This window comes from Nitrobacter sp. Nb-311A (assembly GCF_000152905.1).
Lineage (GTDB): Bacteria > Pseudomonadota > Alphaproteobacteria > Rhizobiales > Xanthobacteraceae > Nitrobacter.
Genome location: NZ_AAMY01000012.1, coordinates 81975 through 105400 on the forward strand (window position 1 = coordinate 81975; position 23426 = coordinate 105400).

General features: G+C 58.4%; 17 protein-coding genes and 3 pseudogenes. 16 read left to right on the forward strand and 4 right to left on the reverse strand.

Translation table 11 applies throughout. The annotated features are described in order from the left end of the window. Nucleotides 1-230: 230 nt before the first annotated feature. Nucleotides 231-2552, reverse strand: a complete 2322-nt coding sequence (locus NB311A_RS06305; protein ID WP_040674113.1) for a TonB-dependent siderophore receptor — start codon at nucleotides 2550-2552, stop codon at nucleotides 231-233. A 197-nt stretch (nucleotides 2553-2749) separates the two neighbouring features. Here NB311A_RS06305 and NB311A_RS06310 point away from each other — a divergent pair, with 197 nt between their 5' ends. The 9 genes and pseudogenes from NB311A_RS06310 to NB311A_RS06350 all read left to right on the forward strand — a co-directional run. Continuing rightward, nucleotides 2750-3415 (forward strand): response regulator transcription factor, encoded by a 666-nt coding sequence (locus NB311A_RS06310; protein WP_009797658.1) that lies wholly within the window; start codon nucleotides 2750-2752, stop codon nucleotides 3413-3415. Continuing rightward, nucleotides 3412-4818 (forward strand): HAMP domain-containing sensor histidine kinase, encoded by a 1407-nt coding sequence (locus NB311A_RS06315; RefSeq protein ID WP_009797659.1) that lies wholly within the window; start codon nucleotides 3412-3414, stop codon nucleotides 4816-4818. The genes NB311A_RS06310 and NB311A_RS06315 overlap by 4 nt, the downstream gene beginning before the upstream one ends. A gap of 228 nt (nucleotides 4819-5046) precedes the next feature. Beyond that, on the forward strand, nucleotides 5047-6036 hold the full coding sequence (gene exbB, locus NB311A_RS06320) for a tonB-system energizer ExbB (RefSeq protein ID WP_040674114.1): 990 nt from the start codon (nucleotides 5047-5049) through the stop codon (nucleotides 6034-6036). A gap of 3 nt (nucleotides 6037-6039) precedes the next feature. Continuing rightward, nucleotides 6040-6510, forward strand: coding sequence for a TonB system transport protein ExbD (gene exbD / locus NB311A_RS06325; RefSeq protein WP_009797661.1), 471 nt, complete (start codon nucleotides 6040-6042; stop codon nucleotides 6508-6510). Between the two features lie 2 nt (nucleotides 6511-6512). Next, entirely contained in the window at nucleotides 6513-7307 is a 795-nt protein-coding gene (locus tag NB311A_RS06330; protein ID WP_009797662.1) for a TonB family protein, read from the forward strand. Nucleotides 7308-7720: 413 nt separating this feature from the next. Then, the gene (locus NB311A_RS06335; protein ID WP_009797663.1) at nucleotides 7721-7960 is read left to right on the forward strand and encodes a DUF3489 domain-containing protein; all 240 of its coding nucleotides are present in this window, start codon (nucleotides 7721-7723) and stop codon (nucleotides 7958-7960) included. A gap of 2 nt (nucleotides 7961-7962) precedes the next feature. Beyond that, on the forward strand, nucleotides 7963-8460 hold the full coding sequence (locus NB311A_RS06340) for a DUF2924 domain-containing protein (RefSeq protein WP_009797664.1): 498 nt from the start codon (nucleotides 7963-7965) through the stop codon (nucleotides 8458-8460). Nucleotides 8461-9194: 734 nt separating this feature from the next. Beyond that, complete coding sequence (gene ltrA / locus NB311A_RS06345) at nucleotides 9195-10655, forward strand: group II intron reverse transcriptase/maturase (RefSeq protein WP_009797666.1); 1461 nt, start codon at nucleotides 9195-9197, stop codon at nucleotides 10653-10655. Then, a pseudogene (locus NB311A_RS06350) lies at nucleotides 10652-11098 on the forward strand (recombinase family protein); the annotation flags it as partial. The gene ltrA and the pseudogene NB311A_RS06350, both read left to right, overlap by 4 nt. A 63-nt stretch (nucleotides 11099-11161) precedes the next feature. Here the strand turns inward: NB311A_RS06350 and NB311A_RS06355 are convergent. Next, nucleotides 11162-12349, reverse strand: a pseudogene (locus NB311A_RS06355) (IS3 family transposase); the annotation flags it as partial. Between the two features lie 56 nt (nucleotides 12350-12405). Here NB311A_RS06355 and NB311A_RS06360 point away from each other — a divergent pair. Further along, nucleotides 12406-13485: an IS630 family transposase gene (locus NB311A_RS06360; RefSeq protein ID WP_009797671.1), complete on the forward strand. Its 1080-nt coding sequence runs from the start codon at nucleotides 12406-12408 to the stop codon at nucleotides 13483-13485. On the opposite strand, the pseudogene NB311A_RS06365 reads toward NB311A_RS06360, so the two are convergent. Next, nucleotides 13483-13707, reverse strand: a pseudogene (locus NB311A_RS06365) (transposase); the annotation flags it as partial. The gene NB311A_RS06360 and the pseudogene NB311A_RS06365 overlap by 3 nt on opposite strands. Before the next feature lie 278 nt (nucleotides 13708-13985). Between NB311A_RS06365 and NB311A_RS06370 the strand changes: the two are divergent. The 5 genes from NB311A_RS06370 to NB311A_RS21525 all read left to right on the forward strand — a co-directional run bounded on the left by NB311A_RS06370 (nucleotide 13986) and on the right by NB311A_RS21525 (nucleotide 20416). Then, nucleotides 13986-15236, forward strand: a complete 1251-nt coding sequence (locus NB311A_RS06370; protein WP_009797674.1) for a TULIP family P47-like protein — start codon at nucleotides 13986-13988, stop codon at nucleotides 15234-15236. 54 nt (nucleotides 15237-15290) lie between these two features. Next, on the forward strand, nucleotides 15291-16907 hold the full coding sequence (locus tag NB311A_RS06375) for a TULIP family P47-like protein (protein ID WP_009797675.1): 1617 nt from the start codon (nucleotides 15291-15293) through the stop codon (nucleotides 16905-16907). After that, nucleotides 16904-18499, forward strand: a complete 1596-nt coding sequence (locus tag NB311A_RS06380; protein WP_245256945.1) for a TULIP family P47-like protein — start codon at nucleotides 16904-16906, stop codon at nucleotides 18497-18499. The genes NB311A_RS06375 and NB311A_RS06380 overlap by 4 nt, the downstream gene beginning before the upstream one ends. 96 nt (nucleotides 18500-18595) lie before the next feature. After that, entirely contained in the window at nucleotides 18596-20116 is a 1521-nt protein-coding gene (locus NB311A_RS06385; RefSeq protein ID WP_009797677.1) for a TULIP family P47-like protein, read from the forward strand. A gap of 114 nt (nucleotides 20117-20230) precedes the next feature. Next, a complete protein-coding gene (locus NB311A_RS21525) occupies nucleotides 20231-20416 on the forward strand; it encodes a hypothetical protein (protein WP_009797678.1) in 186 nt (61 codons plus the stop codon). Nucleotides 20417-20455: 39 nt separating this feature from the next. Here the strand turns inward: NB311A_RS21525 and NB311A_RS19620 are convergent, their stop codons facing one another. Further along, entirely contained in the window at nucleotides 20456-21133 is a 678-nt protein-coding gene (locus NB311A_RS19620) for an ImmA/IrrE family metallo-endopeptidase (protein ID WP_245256949.1), read from the reverse strand. A gap of 188 nt (nucleotides 21134-21321) precedes the next feature. Between NB311A_RS19620 and NB311A_RS22480 the strand changes: the two genes are divergently transcribed. Further along, on the forward strand, nucleotides 21322-21888 hold the full coding sequence (locus NB311A_RS22480) for a hypothetical protein (protein WP_245256946.1): 567 nt from the start codon (nucleotides 21322-21324) through the stop codon (nucleotides 21886-21888). The last annotated feature ends 1538 nt before the right edge of the window (nucleotides 21889-23426 follow it).

Below are 23426 nucleotides of genomic sequence, written 5' to 3' on the forward strand. Positions count from 1 at the left end.
GGCAGTTTGCCGACCATTCGTAGTGAACGGCTAAATCACCAAGCACCACGGAGAGCACCGCGCGGGTTGATCAGGTCGGCGAAGGCTGAGCTTACATTGCGCATGCCGCCTCCGAAGTACCCTGATTTGTTCGCCCCACCTGCCGTCGAACGTCGAACGTTATGGTTCTCGCTCATCGAACAACCACCATTTGAACAGCCGATGCTCGGCGCTACGCCTGCTTCAAACGGTCAGAACCTCGCTGTGGCCTGCAGCCGGAACACACGCGGTGATCCGGGCATAAGGTTATTGTTACCATCTGCGGTCGAGAAGTATTTTTGATCGAACAGATTCTCGATGTTCAGCTGAGCCCGCCACGTCGGGTTCAAAGTCAGGATGACTGCGGCATCAACGCGCGTAAATTCCGGAAGGCGGACGGTGTTGTCGGACGAGGCAAAGAAGTTCGAATAATGGATCACGCCTATACCGCCGGCCCACATGGGATCGAACTGATATTTGTTCCAGACGGAGAAGGTATTATAGGGAACGAGCCCTACGCGGTTTCCGGCAACAATCGTTGCCGAGAGATTGTTTGCAATCCGCGCATCCGTATAGGAATACCCACCAGTGACCTGCCAAGCATCCGTGATGTAACCGGCAAGGGACGCCTCAAAGCCACGTGTCTTTGTCTGCCCGTTGAGGAGAAAGAACCCAATATTGACTGGATCCGCGATACGTTGGTTGGTCCGATCGAGATCATACACAGCGGCGGCAAACTGAAGCCGAGGCACGATATCGTACTTGACCCCAATCTCGGTGTTCACAAATTTTTCTGGCGCTGCGATCACCAATCCGGGATTGAGCGAGCTGAACTGATCGCCTGCGCTCGGCAGGTACGACACGCTATAGCTGCCGTAGATCGACAGATTGTCTATCGGTTTGTAAACGATGCCCACACGCGGCGACACCAGATCGTCGACCCGGCCCAGCACCACGTTGGTCCGCCGATCTCGTGACGAGAGGTCGAAATGATCGAACCGCACGCCAGCGATCAATTGCAGATAGCGGGTGATTTCAATCTGATCCTGAAGGAAGGCCGCACCAAGATTGAGGTTGTAGGTATTGTTTGCATCCGTAGTGCCGTTGTTTCTGAACGTCACGGGCACATAGGAAACAGGATTTCTTGGATCGACCGTGATCGTCGAAGCCACGCCGTTGAAGAAGCCGCTTTGACGAAAGTTCAGACCGCTCTGACGACCGAGCTCCCCTCCGAATAGGACCGTGTGGCGCGTCCAACCGGCATCGAACTTATAGGTTACGTCTGTTCGATTGAAGAGGTTGGATCGGTCCGTTTCGTTATTGTAAGATGAAAGATTGCTGGATGTACCAGCAAGGTTAACCGCGCCCGCATTGGCGCCGCCACCCGGAAAAACGTTCTGATAGAACTTGTTGTAATTCGCCGCTTGGGTAGCGTTACGGACTGCGAATCCGTTTTCGAAATCGTGCTCGATAATCGCCATACCAATATCGACGTCAGCGATTGCATAGCTCAGAAGAGGATTGCCGAAAAAGGTCGATGACGACGTGTCGTATGGAAATCGCGGAAATGCGTTGCCTGGGCGGATCTGCGAAGGGACGCCACGATCAACGGTCCGATTATCGTGCAGATGCTCATAGCTCAGCTTGACCGTCGTGGTATCGTTTGGTGCAAAAGTGACGGTCGGATTGACTGCCCAGCGATCGAGATGGACAAAATCTCGGTAGCTGCTGGTGTTTTCATACATTGCATTGAAACGGGCCGCCCAATTCTCATTGATGGCCTGCCCGATGTCGGCCGTCATGCGCGCGCCCGGATAGGAATTTCCCCAGACCGTGAACTCCCGAACCGACGTGCCATCGGCCTCCTTCAACACTCTGTTGACCACGCCGCCACCGCCGCCACGTCCGAAGATCATAGCATTGGGGCCCTTCAGAACCTCAAGCCGCTGGAGATTGTAGACATCGCGGAAATACTGCACGTCGTCCCGAATTCCATTTGTGAAGAAATCCGCATTGGTCCGCTGTCCACGGATTACGAGATCGTCTCGATGGCCTTCACCTTGATGGTAGATCACGCCCGGCACGTACCGCGTGGCCTCGCCGATCGACAGGATGGCTGTGTCCTTGATGAATTCCTTCGTCAGCACGGTGACCGACTGGGGGATGTTGATGAGAGGTGTGTTCGTCCGTGTTGCAGTGGTCATGCTCTGGGTGATGTAACCAGATTGCCCTGTCTTAGCGTCTTGGCTGTTCACGCTCGGCATATGTTTAGGCGTGGGCGCGGAAGCAGCGACCTGGCGGCTCGACCTTACAGTTCTCGGTGCAGCAGTTGACGCGCGACGACGCCGGGGCTGTGTCTGCGTTGGCGCATCAATCGTCACCTTCGGCAATATCGTGTCGGACGATCGCGATTCTTGTGCAAACGTGGAGCCGCTGTCCGCCAACATTCCGGCGCCAAACGCGACCGCGGCGCTCGTTGACAGAAGAAATGAGCGCCAACCAAAGCGCGCGACCCAGCAACCCACGTTAGTCATAAGATGTATTCCCCCGAATCCCGATAATTCCCCGCGTGCTTCTGCAAGAGTAGAATTAGGTGAGAATTAGATTGTATTTAGAATACATCGAGATTGAAACCAGAACGGTTGATAAAGGCCGACAGCCAGCTCTAAGCGAGTGGGAGTTCGCAAATAGCGATTGACTTTCGAACCCAACCCACAAGCCAACGGTTACAATGCGCCTGCTATTGATCGAAGACGATGCGATGTTTGGCAAAGCGCTGGTCCGAGGCCTTGGGCAAAACGGCATGACTGTGGATTGGATCCGCGATGGGTCCGACGGGTTAGCTGCGCTCACGCGCGCGGAGCACGCCGCGGCGCTACTCGATATCGGGCTTCCGGAGATGTCGGGATTCGAAATCCTAAAGGCAATGCGAAGCAGCAGGAGAATGCCGCCCATCCTCATCATAACGGCGCGAGATCACGTAGAGGATATTGTGGCAGGCCTCGATCTCGGCGCCGACGATTACCTCATAAAGCCGTTCGACCTTCGTACCCTGCTGGCCCGGATTCGAGCCGTGGTCCGACGAACAAATGCTCGAACAAGCGCATTGATGACCAGCAAGGACATTGCCCTGAATCCATCCACTTACGTCGCGACCTTCCGAGACGTCGAAGCAACGCTGTCCGCCCGTGAGTTCTCGGTGTTGTATGCTCTAATGGAACATCCCGGAACCATTCTGTCCCGCTCGCAAATTGAAATGCGAATTTACGGCTGGGGCGAGGAAATCCAGAGCAACGCCGTCGATGTCGTCATACACGGCCTACGAAAGAAGTTCGGCAAGGACATGATCCACAACATCCGTGGAGCGGGCTGGGTGGTTATCAAAGGCGAGTCATGAATTCGCTGCTGAGGACAATACTCGCTCCGATCACGGCCTTGCTGGCAGCTTTCTGCTTGGCTGCCGCAGCCGCATCTTTCGTCTTAGTAACCTACGAAGCTAACAAGTTCCTCGATGCTCAGTTGCAGGAAATTGCGATCAATACCAGTAAAAAAACGCCAATGGACTTTGAAACGGAGGATGAAGACCGGCTCGTGGTCCGCGTCTGGGATCTCTCTGGGGCCATTGTTTACCACGGCGGACCTTCAGTCGACATACCTTGGACGCACCAACCCGGCTTGGCCGATGCTGTCGTAGATGGTCAACTGTGGCGAGTCTATCGATGGAGCACTGCCCACCACAACGCTCTGATTGCTCAAGCCTGGAGTGCCCGCCGCGAGATTGCGGCGTTTGCTGCCACGGGCGCCGCACTTCCTTTACTACTGGCCGTGCCGCTCGCATGGCTTCTGATACGTTGGTCCATCGGACGAACCCTGCGCGAATTTCACCGCCTATCATCCGCAATCGGCAACCGAAGCCTCGAGGTGCGCGAATCCCTTCAGTCCAAGGACATACCGACCGAGATCGTTCCGCTCATTGCAGCAATCGATCAACTTGTGGAGCGCTATCGTCAGGCATTGGAAATCCAGCGACGTTTTGTTGCCGACGCCGCTCACGAACTCCGGACACCCCTTGCAGCGTTGCAAATACAGACCGACAATTTGCTAGCATCTGATCTCAGTGAACAATCCAGAGAATTGGCAAACGAACTCGGTGATGGGGTACGACGATCGTCTCATATGGCACATCAGTTGCTGGAAATGGCCAGATCTGAAGGCAGTCCCGCGGTCCGCAATCGAACAATCGACCTTGCCGCTCTTATCACCTCAATCTTGACAGAGTTTGTCACCTCGGCAAGCGCAAGCGGAATCCATCTCGAGAGAGACATCGTAAGCCCTGCATCAGTTGATGCAGACGATACCGCGGTTCGAAAAATTCTGTCGATTCTTATCGACAATGCGATTTGCTATTCATCGCGGGACAGCGTGGTCACGGTGAAACTCTCTCTCACTGAGAACCAGCCACGAATAGACGTAACGGACAGCGGACCCGGCATCCCTAATGATATCATGCCTTTCATCTACGATCGTTTTTATCGAGGCGCGCCGCAGACGATTGAAGGAAGCGGTCTTGGTTTGGCGATCGCCAAAGCGGCTGCGGATCGCAACAACATCCGGCTGTTCCATCAGAGACGAGCAGACGTTCAAGGCACAGTCGCCACAATGATTTTCAACCAGTGTTCTGCGGAGGCTCGGCACTTAGAGCTTTCCGGTCTAACCATCAGTGACGGGGGTAGCTCTTTCGGAACCGAACAGCAAGGTGGTGTGCAATCGCTAAATCCTTTCGTCGGATTTATGACCTAATCTTTGCCTCCAGCAAGCATCTATCCTGACGGAGACAAGCGGAATTCGCTTCGCATCTTTATTTCTGGGTCCAGTGCATGGTAGGGACGACTCCGTATCTGGAATGACCTTCGATTTGCGAACAGCGGTTCTAAATCGTGTTGAAGGCTTCAGCGAAAATACTGAGCGGACAAGATGACGGCATCTATCAAAAATCGCATCCGATATCGGGCGGGGACTATAGCAGCAATGTTTAGAGTTGTCCTATTGGTGCTGCCGATGGCAGCCGCGCTGGCGTTAACGTCTCTAGCGTCGGTTGCGATTGCGCAGCAGACCAGCGCGCCGCATCCGACGGCACCATCCGCGCAGACGCCGGCATTGTCTGCACCGGCAACGACGGTTCAGGCGCCCTCGTCGGTCTCCGGCGCGCCATCGTCCTCGAGTGCACCGTCGCCCTCGAACGCGCCGTCGCCCTCCACCGAGGCCGCGCCGTCCCCCGCCGGTGACGCCGGCGCCAACCTGCTGGAGCAGGCGTCACCTCACGACCTGTCACCGTGGTCGATGTTTATGTCGGCCGACATTATCGTCAAGCTGGTGATGATCGGTCTTGCGTTTGCCTCGCTGGTGACGTGGACGATCTGCATCGCGAAGATGGTGGAGCTGTCGCTGGCGCGGCGCAAATTGGGCGCGGCGCTGACGCAGATTGGCGAGTCACGCTCGCTGGCGGAAGCGCAGATGGCGCTCGGCGCAAAGGATGGCGTGCTGGCGTCGTTGCTGGCTTCTGCGATGCATGAGGCGCGGCTGTCGGCCGGAATTTCCAGCGATGCCGGCATCAAGGAGAGAGCAGCGTCGAACTTCGCTGAAATCGTCCGCGCTGAATCCCGCCGCATCCGGCTCGGCATGGGGCTGCTTGCGACCATCGGCGCGACATCGCCTTTCGTCGGCCTGTTCGGCACCGTGTGGGGCATCATGAACAGCTTCATCGGGATTTCGAAGGCGCAGACCACCAACCTCGCGGTGGTGGCGCCTGGCATCGCCGAAGCCCTGCTCGCGACTGCGCTCGGTCTCGTCGCGGCGATTCCGGCCGTCATCATTTACAATCACTTCGCACGGGTGACGAAAGGCTATATCGAACTCGTCAGCCGCGCATCGGGATCGGCCGGTCGGTTGCTGTCGCGCGATCTGGATCGCACCCATGTCGGTTCGATCGGCGGGGCGCGGTCGCGCGCGGCGGAGTAGGCGATGGGCGCATCGATTGCAGAAGGCGGTCTCGACGACGACGAGGATTACGCTGAAGCGCACGAGATCAACGTCACGCCGTTCATCGACGTCATTCTGGTTCTTCTGATCATCTTCATGGTGGCGGCGCCGCTGTCGACCGTCGATCTTCCGGTCAACCTGCCGACGTCGAGCGCGACACCGCAGAAAAAGCCTGACAAGCCGACCTATGTCAGCATCAAGGCCGACCTTGCCGTCGCCATCGGCGAAACCATGGTCAAGCGCGTCGATCTGGTGCGGACGCTGGACAGCACACCGAACATAACCAAGGACAGTTTCATCTTTCTGCGGGCGGACCGCGCGGTGCCTTACGGCGACCTGATGGACGTGCTGGAGATCCTGCGCGCGGGCGGCTTCACGAAAATCAAGCTGGTTGCGCTCGAGGGCGTTCCGGACGCCCAGTCCGTTCCGGCCGCGGCTGACGCAAAGCCCTGACCATGTCTGAGATCATCGCAGAGCCACCGCCGTCCCGCCGTCTTTGGGCCTTGTCAGCCACCGCCGCGCTCGCGATCCATCTCGGTTGTGTGGCGCTGGCGGTGGCTCAGATGCAAACCGACGAGTCGGACGATGATCTCGGCGCGCCGGCGATCGAGATTGGACTCGATCTGTCCTCGCCGCATCGTGAGGCGACCGACCTTCCGCCCGGGCCGGACACCGACGCATCCGTCGCCTCGCCCGCGCTTGCCGAGCAGAAGGCGGTCGAGAAGGAAACCGATCTGCCCAAGGACACGCCGACGGAGACCGATGAACCGGATCGGATCGTCACCGAGAACGAGTCAAAAAAGCCGGTCGATGACGACCCCGAAAAGGCTGCGAAGCCGACGACGGCCTCGCAGGAATCGGCGGCCTCTGAAGCGACCGCGATGCCGAGCGTTGAGAGTGCCCAGGAATCGGAGCGTTCGGTCGCGCCGCAGCAAGGCACCGGCGCAAGCGCGCGCCGAATCCTGGCCACCTGGCAGAAGGAATTGGTGGCACATCTCGACAAGCACAAGCGCTATCCGCCTGAACACATCCAGAAAAACGTCGAGATTCTCGTCAACTTCGTGCTCGATCGCCTCGGCCATGTCGTGTCGGCCACCATCGTGAAGGGATCTGGTGATCCGGTCTTCGACAACGCCGCACTCGCCATGATGCACCGGTCCGATCCGGTGCCGCCACCCCCGCCGCTGATCGCGGACGAAGGATTGAGCTTCACGCTGCCCGTCGTCTTCCGCGTCAAAGGAAAGGGATGACACCAACTTCGTCTCTCTCGTCTACTTTGGTCAAGCTGTAGAAAGTGGCGGCGCCGGATGCATTCTTGGGGCTTCGATTGGATTGTCGGAGCGCCTGCTCCCATTAGATTGAGATTCCTGCAGAAAGGACTGGCATTCGTGGGCAAAGCGAGCATTGCTGTGGCGTGAGATGGCCCTTGACGGCCCCGCAGCGCAACATGGCTGACGGGGCCTTGGATGGTGCGACGCTGATGTCGCATCATTTTGGAGGGTCTATGCAGAAGTCATCCCGCAATCGGAAGCCACCATCGAACCGCCGCCGACGCGGTAAGGCCCTCACCACAACGAAGGCAGCAAGAACAGCACCTCGTCCTGTGAGAGAGCCGACGAAACGACGTCTAACGCTTCCCTTAAGCTCGGCTCAAGCGGGCGGCGTGGTCAGAGCATCTGCTGAAGCCAACAAACGGGCGAACAAGCAAACAAAACTGCTCGATCTTCTGAGGCGCCCGGCTGGTGCGACCATTGCGACGCTCGTGGAAGTGTCAGGCTGGCAGCAACATTCGGTACGTGGGTTTTTGGCCGGCGTGGTTCGCAAGAGGCTCGGGCTCGAGTTGGTATCAAGCCTTGAAGCCGATCAGCGCATCTACCGCATCGTTGCAGCGAAGCAGGCCTGACGATGGCTGAAGCCTTGAAGGGCGAGCTCGCGCGTCGTCGCGATCTCAGTGGTCGGCGACCGCAGTCTCGTGGTCGTCGCTCAAGCTGGTCCGCGCTGGCGCATCTTCCGAAGCATCTGCAGACAGCCATTGTAAGCTATCGGCGACAGGCAGATCAGTCGGGCGACCTCGATCCGGCGATACGCCAGTTCCTTGATCGCATCGGCGAGAAGGAGACGTCCGACTCCATCATGGCCAAGCTCGTCGCCTTCGACCGGGGACAGGTCGAGCTGAAGGCAGGTACCATCCTGTCCCGTGAATGGAACGGCATCACTCATCGGGCGATCGTCGTTGACGATGGCTTCCTGTGGGACGGCACACGGTACGACAGCCTTTCGGCGATCGCCTTCGCCATCACCGGCACCCGCTGGAGCGGCCCCCGCTTCTTTGGCCTTGCGCGACGTAGTGGCACCAGTACGCGCAACGATAATAAGAAATGTGTGTGCCCAACTGATCGATGACCGGCAGCCAAAAAAGCTGCCTCACTCTGAGATAAGCAGAGTCGAAAGGGGACCGCAAGTTACGAGTGCGATTCGACACTCGCGATGAAATGCGCAGAGCGGTCTGAACTATCCGGATAGGGCGCTGTCTCGCCCACGCCGGGTTACCACAGGACCTATGATGAGGAATACGAAGCCTGTGTCTGAAGCCTCGGACTTGAAAACGTGAACTCTCGCAACGAGACAGCGGAGAGCAAGGTGCGTGATCTGGATCGGCTGACTGAACCGGTCTGGGCATGTCGTGTCAGCGGCATGGCTGCGAGCATCTCGTCATCACTCGCAGACAGAGCATCCCGGGGTAAAGCAGGTCATCTACGGGTCCATGGGTTATCGATCGGAACGTCGGAACCCACGCACAGCCGCCGGTCGGTAGCGGGCCGGCTAGCCCTTCGAAGTCCGGAGATGGCGGGGCGTGGGGGCGGAGATCTCGTAGTAGTCCGAGGTCGGGAAAGCCGGCCACATGGCGAAGGGGATCAGGTGCCAGGTGGTTTTGCGACGAAGGAGGAATGAGCAGTGGACACTGTTTATCAGGCTGACAAAGTCTGGCTTCTCGACATTCAACGCAAACTCCACACGTGGAGTCGGTCCAACCCTGACGATGCGTGGCGGGACATGTGGAACTGGTCACCCAGCCACAAAACCTCCGCCTTGCATGGAGACGGGTCGCGAGCAATCGCGGCGCGCGCTCATCGGGGGTGGACAAGGTGACTGTCAAACACATCGAGACGCGCATCGGCGTCGAACGCTTCCTCACCACAACACGGACGATGCTGCTGGATGGCAGCTATCGCCCGCAAGCGGTACGACGCGTCATGATTCCGAAACGCGGCAGGCCGGGCCTATTCCGACCGCTGGGTGTGCCGACAGTGCAGGATCGCGTCGTTCAAGCTGCGCTCCTGCAACTGCTGGAGCCGATCTTCGAGGCGGTGTTCCTGACCGTCTCGTATGGCTTCCGCCCAAAACGGGCCTGTCGCGATGCTTTGGAGCATATCCGCAACGCGATCCGACCGACCGGGCAGAAGACCGAAACCGATTGGCCCCGTCCACCCTATCAATGGGTCATTGAAGGGGACATCAAAAGATGCTTCGACAACATCGATCACCACCATGTCATGACATGCCTTCGCCGGCGTGTCTCGGACCGGAGGGTGACACGACTCGTCAGAGCCTTCCTGAAAGCGGGCGTGTTGTCCGAAGGTTCGCTCGTGCGAACCAAGGCCGGGACCCCGCAGGGTGGCGTGCTCTCGCCCTTGCTCGCCAACGTCATGTTGGATGGCATCGAGCGTCGGTACGCCAAGTACGTCGTGCCTCGCCTCACCCGCGATGGCAAGCCGTATGCCCGCCCCGGCAATGAGCTGCGCAAGTTCCGCCACTATGAGCGCAAGGCGGGACGCGTGGTGTTCTTGCCCATTCGATATGCCGACGATTTTGTGGTGCTCGTCAACGGGACCGAGGAACAGGCCCGTGCCGAAAAGGAAGCCTTGGCTGTCTTTCTGCGGGAAGAGATGAAACTCACGCTCGCCCCGGAGAAGACGCACGTCACCTCGCTCACCGAGGGCTTTGAGTTCCTCGGTCATCGTGTCCGGCTACGCTGGGATGACAGGTGGGGCTATTGGCCTCGCGTCGAAATCCCCAAGGCCCGGGTCAAAGACTTCCACCACCGCATCAAGCAGCTCACCACCAGAGGGCGTTCTCGTCTGTCCTTCCAGGAGGTCATCGACGCCCTCAATCCGGTCTTGCTCGGTTGGGGACGCTTCTACCAGCATTGCTACGGAGCCAAGCAGGTGTTTGCCCGCATCGATCATTATGCGTGGGACCGCCTGCGGCGCTGGCTGCGTAAGAAGTATCCCAAGACGCCTCGCCTCGTGATCCGTCGCCGGTACTGGCGGCGGCTTACAGGTCGTCCTCGATATCGATGGGTCGATCAACGTCCCCTCGCCATCGTCGCAGACCTCAAGGTTGAGCGTCACGACCTGCTCAAGATGCGGATGCCCGACTACGCGTATCCGGCATGGGAGAGCCCGGTGCATAACGAAAGGTGCACGCCGGGTTCGGGAACGGGGGTTGGGGAAACCGGCGGGGGCAATCCCGACATCGGCGCCTCGCCCCCACGTTCGCTGCGGGATAGCACGGTCGGTGGGGAGGATGAGCCGTGAGGGCGGGAAAAGCGTTGGCCCGAGAGCTCGTCCGGTGCGCGATCTATACCCGGGTCTCGACCGACAATGGCCTCGACCAGGAGTTCAACTCGCTGGATGCCCAGTATGAGGCTTCCAGTGCTTATATCAAAAGCCAGGCCCATGCCGGTTGGGTGCAGGTCAAGACCCGCTATGACGATGGTGGGTTCTCCGGAGGATCAACCGACCGGCCGGCGCTGCAGCGCCTGCTGGAGGATATCCGGGCCCGCAAAATCGATGTCATTGTGGTCTACAAGGTCGATCGTCTGACCCGCTCGCTCGCCGACTTCGCCAAACTGGTCGAACTGTTCGATGCCCATGGCGTTTCGTTTGTCTCGGTGACCCAGCAGTTCAATACCACGACGTCCATGGGACGCCTGACCCTCAACGTTCTCCTGTCCTTTGCCCAGTTCGAACTGTCCGTCGTCAGAACATTTGGCCCAGATGGCTGCTTGATTTAGCGGAGTGTGGGCCTCTGGTTGGTGATGTTAAGCGGCGAGCTTGCGGTGTTGCAAGCGCCTGAATTGGATTGTCTGTCGTTTGATCCTTTCGCGTTGTTCGATGATGGCAGAGGCCCTACCGAAGTAGGCGTCGGCCGGCGTGACGTTGCCGAGACTCTCGTGATAGCGGCGATGATTGTAATGTTCGACGAAGGCCTCGATCTGGTGTTCGAGATCGCCGGGCAGGAAGTAGTTTTCCAGCAGGATGCGGTTCTTGAGCGTCTGGTGCCAGCGCTCGATCTTGCCCTGGGTCTGCGGGTGAAGCGGCGCTCCGCGAACATGACTCATACCGTTGGCGCCGATCCATTCAGCGAGTTCGGCCGCGATGTAAGACGGCCCGTTGTCGCTGAGCAGCTTTGGCTTGTGCAGCACCCTGGCGCTGTCGCAGCCTGATGCCGTTGTCGCTGAGCAGCTTTGGCTTGTGCAGCACCCTGGCGCTGTCGCAGCCTGATGCCGTGAGCGCCAGTTCCAGTGTGTCGGTGACATCCTCGGCCCGCATGGTCGTGCACAGCTTCCAGGCGATGATATAGCGGGAGAAGTCGTCGAGCACGGTCGACAGATAGACCCAGCCCCAGCCGATGATCTTGAAGTAAGTGAAGTCGGTCTGCCACATCTCGTTGGGCCGCGTCGTCTTGTCCTTGAACTCGTCGGCAGCCTTGATCACCACGAATGCCGGGCTGGGGATGAGATCGTGGGCCTTGAGCAGGCGATAGACGGTGGCTTCCGAGACGAAGTAGCGCTTCTCGTCGGTGAATCGCACCGCCAATTCGCGCGGCGACAGCTCGGATTGCTCCAGCGCCAATTCGATGATCTGAGCCTGGATATTGTCGCCGATGCGGTTCCAGACCCGGCTCGGCCGGGAAGGACGATCCTCCAACGCTTCGAGCCCGCCTTCAAGGTAGCGGTCATACCAGCGGTAGAAGGTGCGCCGAGCAATGCCGATTTGATCGAGCGTCTTCTTCGCGGGAAGATGCGACTGCTCAATCATTCTGATGATCTCAAGCTTCTCAGATGCGGGGTATCTCATTCGTCGTCGCCCCCATCCGCGATCATGCTTTTTTTGAGCAGACGGTTCTCCAGCGTCAGATCGGCAACCGCCTCTTTCAAGGCACGGGTCTCACGGCGCAGGTCCCGAACTTCACCGGTCGTCGCAGCACGAGCCGTGTCGCCAGCTAGTGGTTTGATTCATTCGGACGATTCCCAAATCGACCGAAGCAGTTCAAGCTTTCGGCATGAGAGCAGGCATTGTTATAAAAGTCACCCGGGCGGACCGTCATCGGCTTGAAGCGATCGTCTCGGATCGCAGCGCGCCTCAGAAACATGTGTGGCGGGCCAACATTATTCTTGCCACCGCTGACGGCTGTGGCACCGCCGAGATCATGCGCCGCTCGGGCAAATCGAAGCCGGTGGTGTGGCGATGGCAGGCGCGGTTCATGGCGGATGGCGTCGTAGGGCTGACGCGCGACAAGACGCGCAAGCCCGGGAAACCACCGCTGCCGACCGGCACCGTGCAGAGAGTGGTAGACTTGGCGCTCGGGCCTGCGCCGGGAGAAACAACCCACTGGACCGGCCGAATGCTGGCGAAGGCCGCAGGGGTGAGCCTGCGCTCGGTGCAGCGTATTCTTGAAGCCCACCAACTCGCGCCGCATCGTATCCGCACGTTCAAGCTGTCGAACGATCCGAAGTTCGCCGAGAAACTCAAAGACGTCGTTGGCCTCTATGTCGATCCTCCCGCCCATGCGGTCGTCCTCTCGGTCGACGAAAAGAGCCAGATTCAGACGCTCGACCGCACCCAGCCAGGGTTGCCGATGAAGCCGGGCCGGGCCGGTACGATGACCCACGACTACAAACGTCACGGCACCACCACGCTGTTCGCCGCCCTCAACATTCTCGACGGCACCGTCATCGGCCGCAACATGCAGCGCCATCGTCACCAGGAGTTCATTCGCTTTCTCAATACGATCGAGGAGCAGGTCCCGGCAGGGAAAGTAATCCACGCCATCATCGACAACTATGCAACCCACAAGCATCCGAAGGTGCGCCAATGGCTGGCACGCCATTCCCGCTGGACGTTCCACTTCACCCCGACCTCTGCATCCTGGCTCAATGCGGTCGAAGGCTTCTTCGCCAAGCTCACGCGCCGTCGCCTCAAGAGAGGCGTGTTCCGATCCGTCGTTGAACTGCAAGTCGCCATCAACCGCTTTGTCGCTGACACAAACGCCAATCCCAAACCCTTCGTCTGGACCGCCGACCCAAAGCGCGTCCTGGCCGCTGTCAAACGCGGGAAGCAAGCGTTAGAGTCGCTCCACTAGCCGCCGTTTGCCGGCTTCCAGGAATTCCTTCGACCAGGTGTAGTAGAGGCTCTGGGCTATCCCTTCCTTGCGGCACAGCTCGGCTATGCTGTCTTCGCCCCGAAGCCCATCCAGCACGATCCGGATTTTGTCCTCTGATGAAAAGTGCCGCCGCGTCGCACGGCGGATATCTTTGACTACGTGTTCGGCGGAGCGTTTGCCGCCAGTCGACTTCGTGCTCATGTTCGTTCCTTCGTCTGCGACGAGAACCGAACACTCCTTAGATCACACCATCAATTCTGTGCCATAGGCGCTGATCCCGGACACAGGGGCGCTGACGGCAAGCACTCTCCGCGAATATAACTTAAATACAGTTCGCCAGCTTATGGCTAGCTTCATCTGTTTCCCGGATAAACAAGTTGTCGATTTCATAATGCATCTGCCAGAAATGCATCTGGGGAAGCGCCATGCCGCGCAATCTAATTGTACTAATGAGTCCATGCTCCCGGCGAGAGTAATGTATGGTCTACAATACGTTTGGATGGGATACGGTTTACGTCATTGACGTAAGCCTCGTGAACGCGGCTTTACGAGCAGAGAAACTTCCAGCGCTTAAGTATTCTTCCGATGGCGTCGAGATGACCGGGGCCATGGGATCCATGCAGATCGTCTCCGGCGGCAGCGGCAAGTTGTTGCGTATGTCGTTTCAGGTCACGCAAGGTTCTCTTGTTTCAAATGCTGTCGGCAATGCTTCTCTTGATGGAGTGACGCTCGTCGCCGATCTGGAACTGACCTTGCTGCCGAGTAGGGTGCCGACGTCGCAAAACCTGGTGCCGGACATTAGGCAGGTCAGTTCGCAGACCGGCCCCGGCCTGCTGACCCCGGTCAATCTGCTCGATCCGGGCAAGCATCTTAGTCCCGCGCAGCATGCGCTGGTATTTGCTTTGTTGCCGCAGTTTCTGGTGAGCGTAGCCTCGCAGATCACTTTCGTTCTGGCGACGGTGAACTTTGCCAGGCCAGCAACGGATTCCTGGCTCGCGCCGGTCAAGGCCGACTACGCGTTCATGCACAAGAACGATGGCAGCAACTATCTCGGCATTCTGGCGGTGACCACCGATCGCGACGTGTCCCAGTTGCAACGGACCATCGATGACCAGATCGTCTCCGGATCAAACAATGCCGGGCTGTTCATCGCCGAGTCGCTCTTTATGGAAAATATCATCGTTCCGGTTCTGGAAAGGGCCTATCCAGATGCCGGAACATCGAACTTCTATTGGACCGGACGTGAGATCAAAGCGCGCCGATCGTTCGGAGCCGGGTCGGTCAAGAAGGGCGCCATCACGTATCATCCGAAGATCAACTCGTTCGACCTGATGCTTGTCGGTGGGGCTCTCGATACATCGTTGTCCGGAGACTGTGACCTGAAAGCTGGAATCCACATGAGCTATGACGCCAGCTCCAGTAATTCGTCGCGGTTCGACACCAATAACAAGCTCCTGACATTTGCGTCCGATCCTCATCCCCGTTTTCACAAGGACGTGCATATACCCTGGTACTGGATCTTCGGCGGCTTGGTCGTGGAGGCAATCGTCCAGTTGGTGGCTCGCCTGATCGGCAACGCGATCGCCGATGCCTTGCAGGGACAACAGGGCGTCAAGCTGGCGCGAACCCCTCCCGCATCGATCCAGTGGAGCCACACCACCAACATCGATGTGAAGAGCGCCGGTCTCAACGGGTTGTTCTACATGCAGGGAACGGTGGCGCAGCAATGAGTGGCCGCGCCTGACTGCCGCTGTCGGCAGGGTTATGGAAACGGGGGAAGATGGATGACCGCTGCGGCAGAAAAGATTGTTGTTCATCCCAGCAAATATGCCATCCGGATTCACGATCCGGACCCGATGCCGGAGCCGGCGCCACCTGCATCATCCGATGTGCCCATTGCGGATACACTGGGCTGGGACACGGTGTTCGCCATCAACCTGCCCCATGTGAACGACGCCCTGCGACAGCCCGGCTCAGCTCCCGGCGACTTCAGCCAGATCTTTTCCTCTGCTTACGCTATCGCCGGCATCTTCGGGACGTGGCAGGTAACGATGGGCGGAGACGGTCAGGACATCTACCTGCTGGTTCCAGTCGCTAACGGCACGCTTGATTTCAATGGCTCGACCTATGATATCGCCGGCGGGCTGGCGACAGTCATGATCAATTTCGATTATGTGCCCGGTGTTCCGAAAGCCGCACCGATCCCTGGCGACGCCAAGGGGATATCCCATCAACTGGAAACGAAGACGACGACATCGGACCCGACCAACCAGCCGATAGCCGCCGTCGTCCAGTTTGTTTTCCCCGAGGGAAGCAAGGCGAGCGGCAACACGCCGACCAACCGGGCGCTGGTTCAGGGTGCGCTGACCCAGTGGTTCATCGATAATCTGGAGCGATTTCAGCATGTGTTCTCCACGGTGAACCTCGCGGAGAAGGCGGACAAGGCGAGCTTCCAATGGCTGAAGCCGTCGCTTACGGGGTATGCCTATGCTGACGGCACCAAACCGGAGAACAGCCTGCTGGGCGTGCTGACGACGACCCAGCGGCGCTCTATCGCCGATCTCAGCCATCAGATCGCTCCCAGTGCCATCCCTTCGGGGGCCCAGTCCGGCTTCCTGATCAGCGCCCAGCTGTTCTTAAAGCAATCCGTTCTTCCCGGGTTGCCGCACGCCTTCAAAAAGGCATCGGCAAGCGATTTTCAACTGACCAATCATGGCTCGGAAATCACCCTGGCGCCCGGGGTGAGCGTCGACGTCAACGATATCGAGTACGGCGGGACCACCTACCACCCCAAAATGTCTTCGTTCAATCTGGTCATCAACGACACGGAAATTGTGACGAACATGGTCGTGGACGTGGATGTCTCGCCGGGCATCAGCGTCACGATCATGATGACCAATTACCAGACCCTGACGCTCGTCACCAAAACCGACGGCACGCAGACGCTCGGCTACAAGGCCACGCGGCCGCCCAGGCATACTTATGTGAAGCACGTAGCGGCGTGGGTCAAAATCACGACCGCGATCCTCTCGCTTCTGGTCGCCATCATCGGCGCCGTGGTGGCCGGGCCGGGGGCAGCGCTTGCAGATGCCATCATTATCGGAATCATCGTCGCAATCATTATCGGAATCATCGTCGGTATTGAACTGATCATCGAAGACGTCATCGCCAAGGGCGTGGCGGAGGCCATGCCGTCAATCAATCCGATGGTCTATGCCGCGACAGATCCGATTGTCTGGCCGACGGCTGCATCGTCATTCACCCTCACATCGGCAGGGCTCAACGGCGCGCTCCAGTTCGGAGGGACGCTGAATTTTCCAACTCCGCAAGGAACGCCGTTGGCGCTGGCGCCACCGTTGAGGGGCCGGAGGAGCAAGGCGACAAAACCCAGGAGGTCATGATGGACGCACGCGTTCTTGAAGCTCACGACAAACCGCTGGTCTTTAGTTTCCCCGATCTCGACGAAGATTTGCGGATTGAAGCCCTTGAAAAACACGACCGTCATGGAGCGGCTTTCCTGACGGCGCAGTCCGGCGGCGTCAATCCGCCACCCAGGGCTGATACCCTGGGTTGGGATACGGTATTCGCCATCCGAATGCCCGATGTGAACAAGGCCATCGTAAAGCAAAAGACGACACCGCCTACATTCTCTGTCAGCAACCCGCTTGGCGAAGGCTCTTCTCTTTCCGGCAATTTCGCCGCCTGGCAACTGACCACCGGTGCAGATGGAGAAAATGTCAATGTGCTGGTGCCTGCGAGCTCCGGCACGTTTATCTTCGGGGGCAAGAACTATGATCTGACCGGCGTGACCGCGACGGCACAGTATCATCTCAATGTGATCCCACCGAACGCACCTCCCACCAAGCCGACAAAAACCGGCACCAAGCACAATATTGTTGTCAGTGACCAGGCGCCCGGTCCCAACGTTTCCGCGGTCTCCGTGGTTTTTATCGACGTTCCGGCATCGACTTCGGTCAAATGGCCGAGCGGAATGTCAGTAGAGGCGGTGAAGGGGCTTCTCCTTGCCGCCATGGGGATTTACCTCAACGCCAACATAAAGGATTTCACGCAGACTTTCGCCGCCGTGGACCTCAATATCATGGCGGATCAGGGGACACTCCAGTGGCTGTCTCCGGCCCTGACCAGCTATGCCTTCGCCGATGGCGGGACGGTTGAAAACAGTTTCTTCGGCGTGCTGACATTGACGAGCGACATCGGCCGAGCAGAAAATCTGAAGCATGAGCTGGCCGCCTCGGCAATCCCGACCAACCAGCGCTCCGCCTTCCTCATCAGCCAGCAGTTATTTTTGCGCGAGGCGATTTTTCCGGGGCTGCCTCACGCGTTCAACAATGCCAGCACGTCCGATTTCAAGCTCGTCAACAACGATACGGAGATCATCAATAATGGCTCCGGCAAGGTGGAGCTTGATTCTGTGAAGGTCGGGGCGATCGATTACCATCCCTATATCGAGAGCTTCGATCTGGTCATCAACACAACCGAATTTCACACGACCATGGAGGTCAAGGTCAATATTTCTCCGGGGATCGACACCTACATCACCATCAACACCTGGCACGGCCTGAAACTCGAGAAGAAAACGAACGGCAAGCAGACCATCGGCTTCAGCGAGACCCGGCCATATTCTGCGACCCACAGGGTACACACAGCGCCGGGGGTCATCATCACGGAGGTGATCGCCGGCATCATCGTTTCCGTTGTCGGCCTCGTGGTCGGCAAGATCGTCGATACGCTCGCCAAGCGCATCATCGTCGCGATTATCGTTGCCATCATTGCCGGGATCATTACGGCCATTCAGTTGATCATCACCGAGGTCATCGCCAAGGGCGTGGCCGAGTCCATGCCGGAAATCGATCCTCTGGTTCAGACCGGGACAAGCCCGATCACCTGGCCGACCCAGCAATCGCAGTTCGCCATCACCGCGGTGCAACTGAACGAGTCGGTGCAGCTCAGCGGTGATCCCGGATTTGCCTGATCAAGCTGCCCCCCGAATCTCTTCAACAGGTCTCGGCACTTTCGAGTGCCCGGACCTGACGATCTGCCCCTGAACCGGCGTGAAAGGTGAAACGCAATGGAGTTGAAAAAAGACATCAGCAACCCGAACGTCTTTTCAATTGCAGAGGGCGTGGTCTACGATCTTCCCGAAGCTCCGCTGCGTGCCCCGGAGCTCGCTCCTGTACCCGCTTCAACCTTCGGCTGGACTCTGGTCAACGGGCTCGCGGAGGCGGAGGTGAACACGGCCTGGGCGGCAGATCAGCCTGCCGCAGCCACCGAGTTTTCCTTTGATCTGGGCGACGGCATCAGCGTCTCGGGGACTTTCGGGAAGGTCTCGATCTATGATGGAGGGCCGCAAGGGCTGCAGGGCAGCGGCCGCTATCTCTATATCGCCATGCCCCTGACCAAAGGCGTAGTAACTCGCAGCGGCGCGAGCGAAACGGTTTCGCCCGGCACCTTCGTAGTGCAGGCGCCGCTGGCCTTTTCGCCGCCGATACCTGCTTCGGCCGCGCAAACGGCTTCCGGTACGCAGCATGTTCTCGGAGTCGACTGGACGGAGACGGCGTCAAGCCCTGCCATCATCGACTATCTCTATTCGGGCACCGGCTCCCTGGGACCGGTGCCTTCCGCCTTGTTGCGGGCCGGGTTCGGTGCCTGGCTGCAGAGGGCCGCAGCGGGTGGGCAGTTGCCGAAGCTGAACAGCGCGACTGTGACGGTCAATAGGACGTTCAGTCGTTTTTCCTGGCTGCAACTGGTCCAGGCGTCTTATGCCTATCAGGGGTCGAGCGCAGATGCGCCCGGTATCCTTGGGATTCTGGGCGGGACCACATCGCCCGGCGCCTTCCACGTTCTCGCGCCGGATGTCATTCCCTCAGGCAGCAGCGCCGGGGTTCTGATCGGCAGTCAGGCGTTCGTTCAGGATGTGCTTCTTCCGGCGGCAGCCGCAGCCTTTGACGGGGCCAGCCCCGACGACTTCGAGCTGCTGAACGATGACACGTCCGTCTCCCTGAAATCCGGCAAAACCCTGAAACTGCCTCCGGCGACGGTCGAGAGCGGCAATTATGATCTGACCGTGACGCAGTTCTCCATCACGCTCCAGAATCAGCAAATCGTCTCCTTCGTTGAAGCGAGAACGGAAGTAGAGCCAGGCGTAACTCTTTTCGTTGACGTCACTCTGTACAATGGACTGGAACTCATCACCAAAGCGGACGGCTCCCGTACCCTAAATTACACGGTTACGAGAACCGCGAATGCCAGCCACCGGATTCACAATTCGACCGGAGCCATCATCGGCAAAGTTCTGATGTCGGTCATATTGACACTGATCTTCTCCGTCTCCGGCGCGGTGGCAAAAACTCTGGGCGAGAAAATCATGCTTCTTATCCTCGCCACTATCATCAAGGGAGCTGTCACTGCGGCGCAAAATATACTGCCGGACCTTTTGAAGAATGGTGTCAAGGCCGCCTTGCCGTCGATTGACGAAATGATCGATACCCTTGAGTCATCGGTTGTCTGGGCCGGGAAGAGCGGTAAGTCATTTGCTCCGTCCGGGGCCCGGCTCAACGAATCGATTCAAATCTCCGGATCGTTCAAGTGACGGATGGCAGGCACGGCGCAGATCACCGATAGAACCGAATTAAAGATCCCCTCGTCAAAATAGCCATCGGTCCTCAGATCCATTCGGAAATACCGTGCAACATAGCGCTGATTCATGAGCCGGGACAAATGGCCGTTACCGAACTTCGGCAGCCATATCGGTGAGTCGTCATCGCGACCGTCCCTCGCCGACATGCTGTCAGCAGTTGCCGACAGCAGCATGCTGTCCAAGGTGCTGCGCGACCCGGCCAGCCTGAGTTCTGTTGCGCGCGCAGGTGCACCGCTCTCGTTGACGCTGTAAGAAATCGAAGCTTACGGCTCAAGCGCGAGCTACCGTTTTTTATCGGTTTTGTCCGCCGGTGAACCGTTCAAAGGTGTCATCGAATCCCACCTCGTCGTCATCAGACTGGTCGGCACGCAGTAGCGTAATCGAATGTCCGTTAGCCTGCCACAGGGTCTGGGCTGACAATTCGATGGCATGCTGGGGAGGGTGCAGCCAATCATCTGGCGCAACTTCATCGAAGCCGGAGATCGTTCCTTGAACGGGTTGTCCCAGGTCGCATTGTTCGCCAGCAGTAATTGAAAGGCGCGGAAACTCACGCCCGCAGGCAGCATATAAAAAGCGATTGTCCCTGCAGAAGACGACGGCGAGGTCGTCCGGATGTAGCTCGACGAATCGCCGGGCTGCCGCCTCCCGGCTGATGTCGAATTCTTTTGCCATCGCCACCACCTGTGCCAATTTCGCGTTTCCGCACAGGAAGGGCTTCAGACGGTTTCGGGGCGTGAGAAGTTCGATAGCGAAGGAGTTGGCCTCGCTTTCCTGCCGCCGGTGGCGGTCGCCGATTTTGTCGCCGCTGGATAGCCTCATGTCCTGACGAGTACATCGGAAGCCGCCCACTGAGGTTTGCTCGTGGGTCGGATTGAGAAAGTGCAAGAGCTCATGGCTTAGGCTGAATCGCCTGCGTTGCCGATTCGATCTTGAATTCAGCAACACCCTGCCACGGTCCCGTTCCGGCATTGTGACAAGCGCGGCTTCGAGATTGGAGAGGGGCTCCTCGCGAATTTCATCGATGTCCAGAGCCGCGGCTATCTCGTAAATGGGAACGGCCCCGTTGAGGCCCGCCAATTGGTCATGGATGGCCTGCGCCAGACGTTGCGGGTTGAGCCCCACCCTCTATCGCCATGCGGTCCAGCGCAACCCGCGGCATGCAGGGAAATCCCGTATCCAATAGCCATCTCGATGGCATGAATGTCGTTGCCACCACGGCGCAGCCGATCGAGATGCTTGAGCGCGTTGAGGTCATCAACGGGCTGACGGGCGCATTTTACGGGCCGGCGAGTCCAGCCGGCATGTTCAATTTCATTCAGAAGCGGCCAACCGATACGTTTTATGACCGCTTCAGCGGCAGTCATGCGACCAGTTCGGCGCTGTTGGCCCACGGTGATTTCGGCGGGCATGTCGGAGAAGCAAAGAATGTCGGCTATCGCATCAACCTGCTCAAGGTGTTAATCGGCGTCGAACTTGGCCCCGTGAACTATCGGCCACAATTCCTTGTCGCAGTTGACATAACCTGCGCCGGGGTGGGGTCAACACCGGCGCCTATCGTGACCCCACTCCGCCGAAGCTTTCTCAATTTCCATCAGGACGTTACTGCTCATCCTTCCAGCGACGTGACCCCGGCGCCGATTCACAATCGGTTTTCCATGCCTGTGACAATGCAAAGCCGCCGACCGGATAAGCACGGTCCCTGCAAAAAAACTCGCCGTCGCTGAAAAACACATAAATTGGCTCCCCTGAATTTCTTGGGCTGTGACCCAGCCGTTCCTCAGCTAACCTTTCTGGCCAATCTTATCGCTGGCCGCCTGCATGGCGCTGTCTGGACGGAGCAGCGATAGCCAGAGCGCTTTCCGGGGTTTGAACCATTGGCTGGCCCAGAACACTAATCGTTGGCGGGCGACCTAATGGGTCGTTACACTAGTAGTAAAACTGGGGAAATTGCCTGCCTCAGCGTAAGTAACTAACGCCGCTTGGCCAACATACTAGGCTCGAGCGGCGTTTGTATTTGGCCTGAACGGTTTCGTAATTGGCCTGCTGATCGCGGCAATGTTCATCGTCTCAGGACGTCGTCTCGTCCGATAGTCCGGCACGCCGTTCCAAGCGCTGCAGCCGAACTAAAATCTGATCTAATTGCTGTCGGGTGGCTCGGTCGTCGAGGTGGATCGACGTTATGTGCTGATCCAGCGCGCGCTCACCCGATTCTCCACGGTGACAATCTGCTCTTCACTACACTCCACCCCGGCCATCCGCTCCTCAACCGTTGATGCGTCTAATCATGCAGAACCAGCGAAAAATAGGTAAATGAAGGGCGACGCCTTTGTTATCAGCTTCAAGCCAAACTGAAAATAGGTCGGAGGGCCCGACCTGCGTTGATCCAACTCCGGCCTCCCCCGAGGCCGGAGCTGTCGAGAAGCCAGGGCTACTCCTGCATTGGACCGCCGGCCCACCGTTGCTTTGGTAAACCGCGCCGGGCCGTATTATTCGGTCACCACCTTTGCCGCCAGCGCGGGATTTTTCCGCGAGCACTTCACGCCCAGCGTGTCACGTCCTGTCGGGCAGTTCGACTTGACGCGAGCCCTTACGGCTAGCCACAAGCTTCGATGAAATCTTGTCTTGGCGCAAATCTTACAGATGTATGCATGTTAAACGATCGAACCGTCGGCAAGAGCCCCGGCGGCGAGCATCTTGGTGGAGGACCTCAGGATGGTCCGCATCTTATTACTGTCATGTTCGTTGCTACTTGCGAGCGAATTACCGGTGTCATCCCTGGCATCCCAACAAGGTAAGGATCATCCTTATCATCCGCACCACATAGATGCATTGCCGCCCGAAGCCCGTCACTATATAGCGACAATCTGCAAGGGGGCGGCCAAGGCGCAGCATTATTTCGGGACATATTCTCCAACCGAGAGGCGCTGGCGGATACACATCGAATATCTTCGGTGCGACGGCCTCGGCGGTTTCCGACGAGGACACCAATGTCTGGATGTAGATTTCGTCCAAGTAGGCTCACGATTCCGGCTTGCCTCAAAGCAATACCGTGAATGCGACTTCTGAGATGAGTAGCTGGACCTCATCGGGAAAAGCCACCCACTACCGAAACACTCCGATCAGTCTCGGGTTGCCCGGATACCCGAGAACCATGCCCGCCGAACGGCGTCTAGCGTCGGGGCCGCTCCGGGGGTTTGTGCTAAAAAGTGCGATATTTATCAATGTTATCAAAGAGAGTGGGATTCGAACCCACGGTACGTCG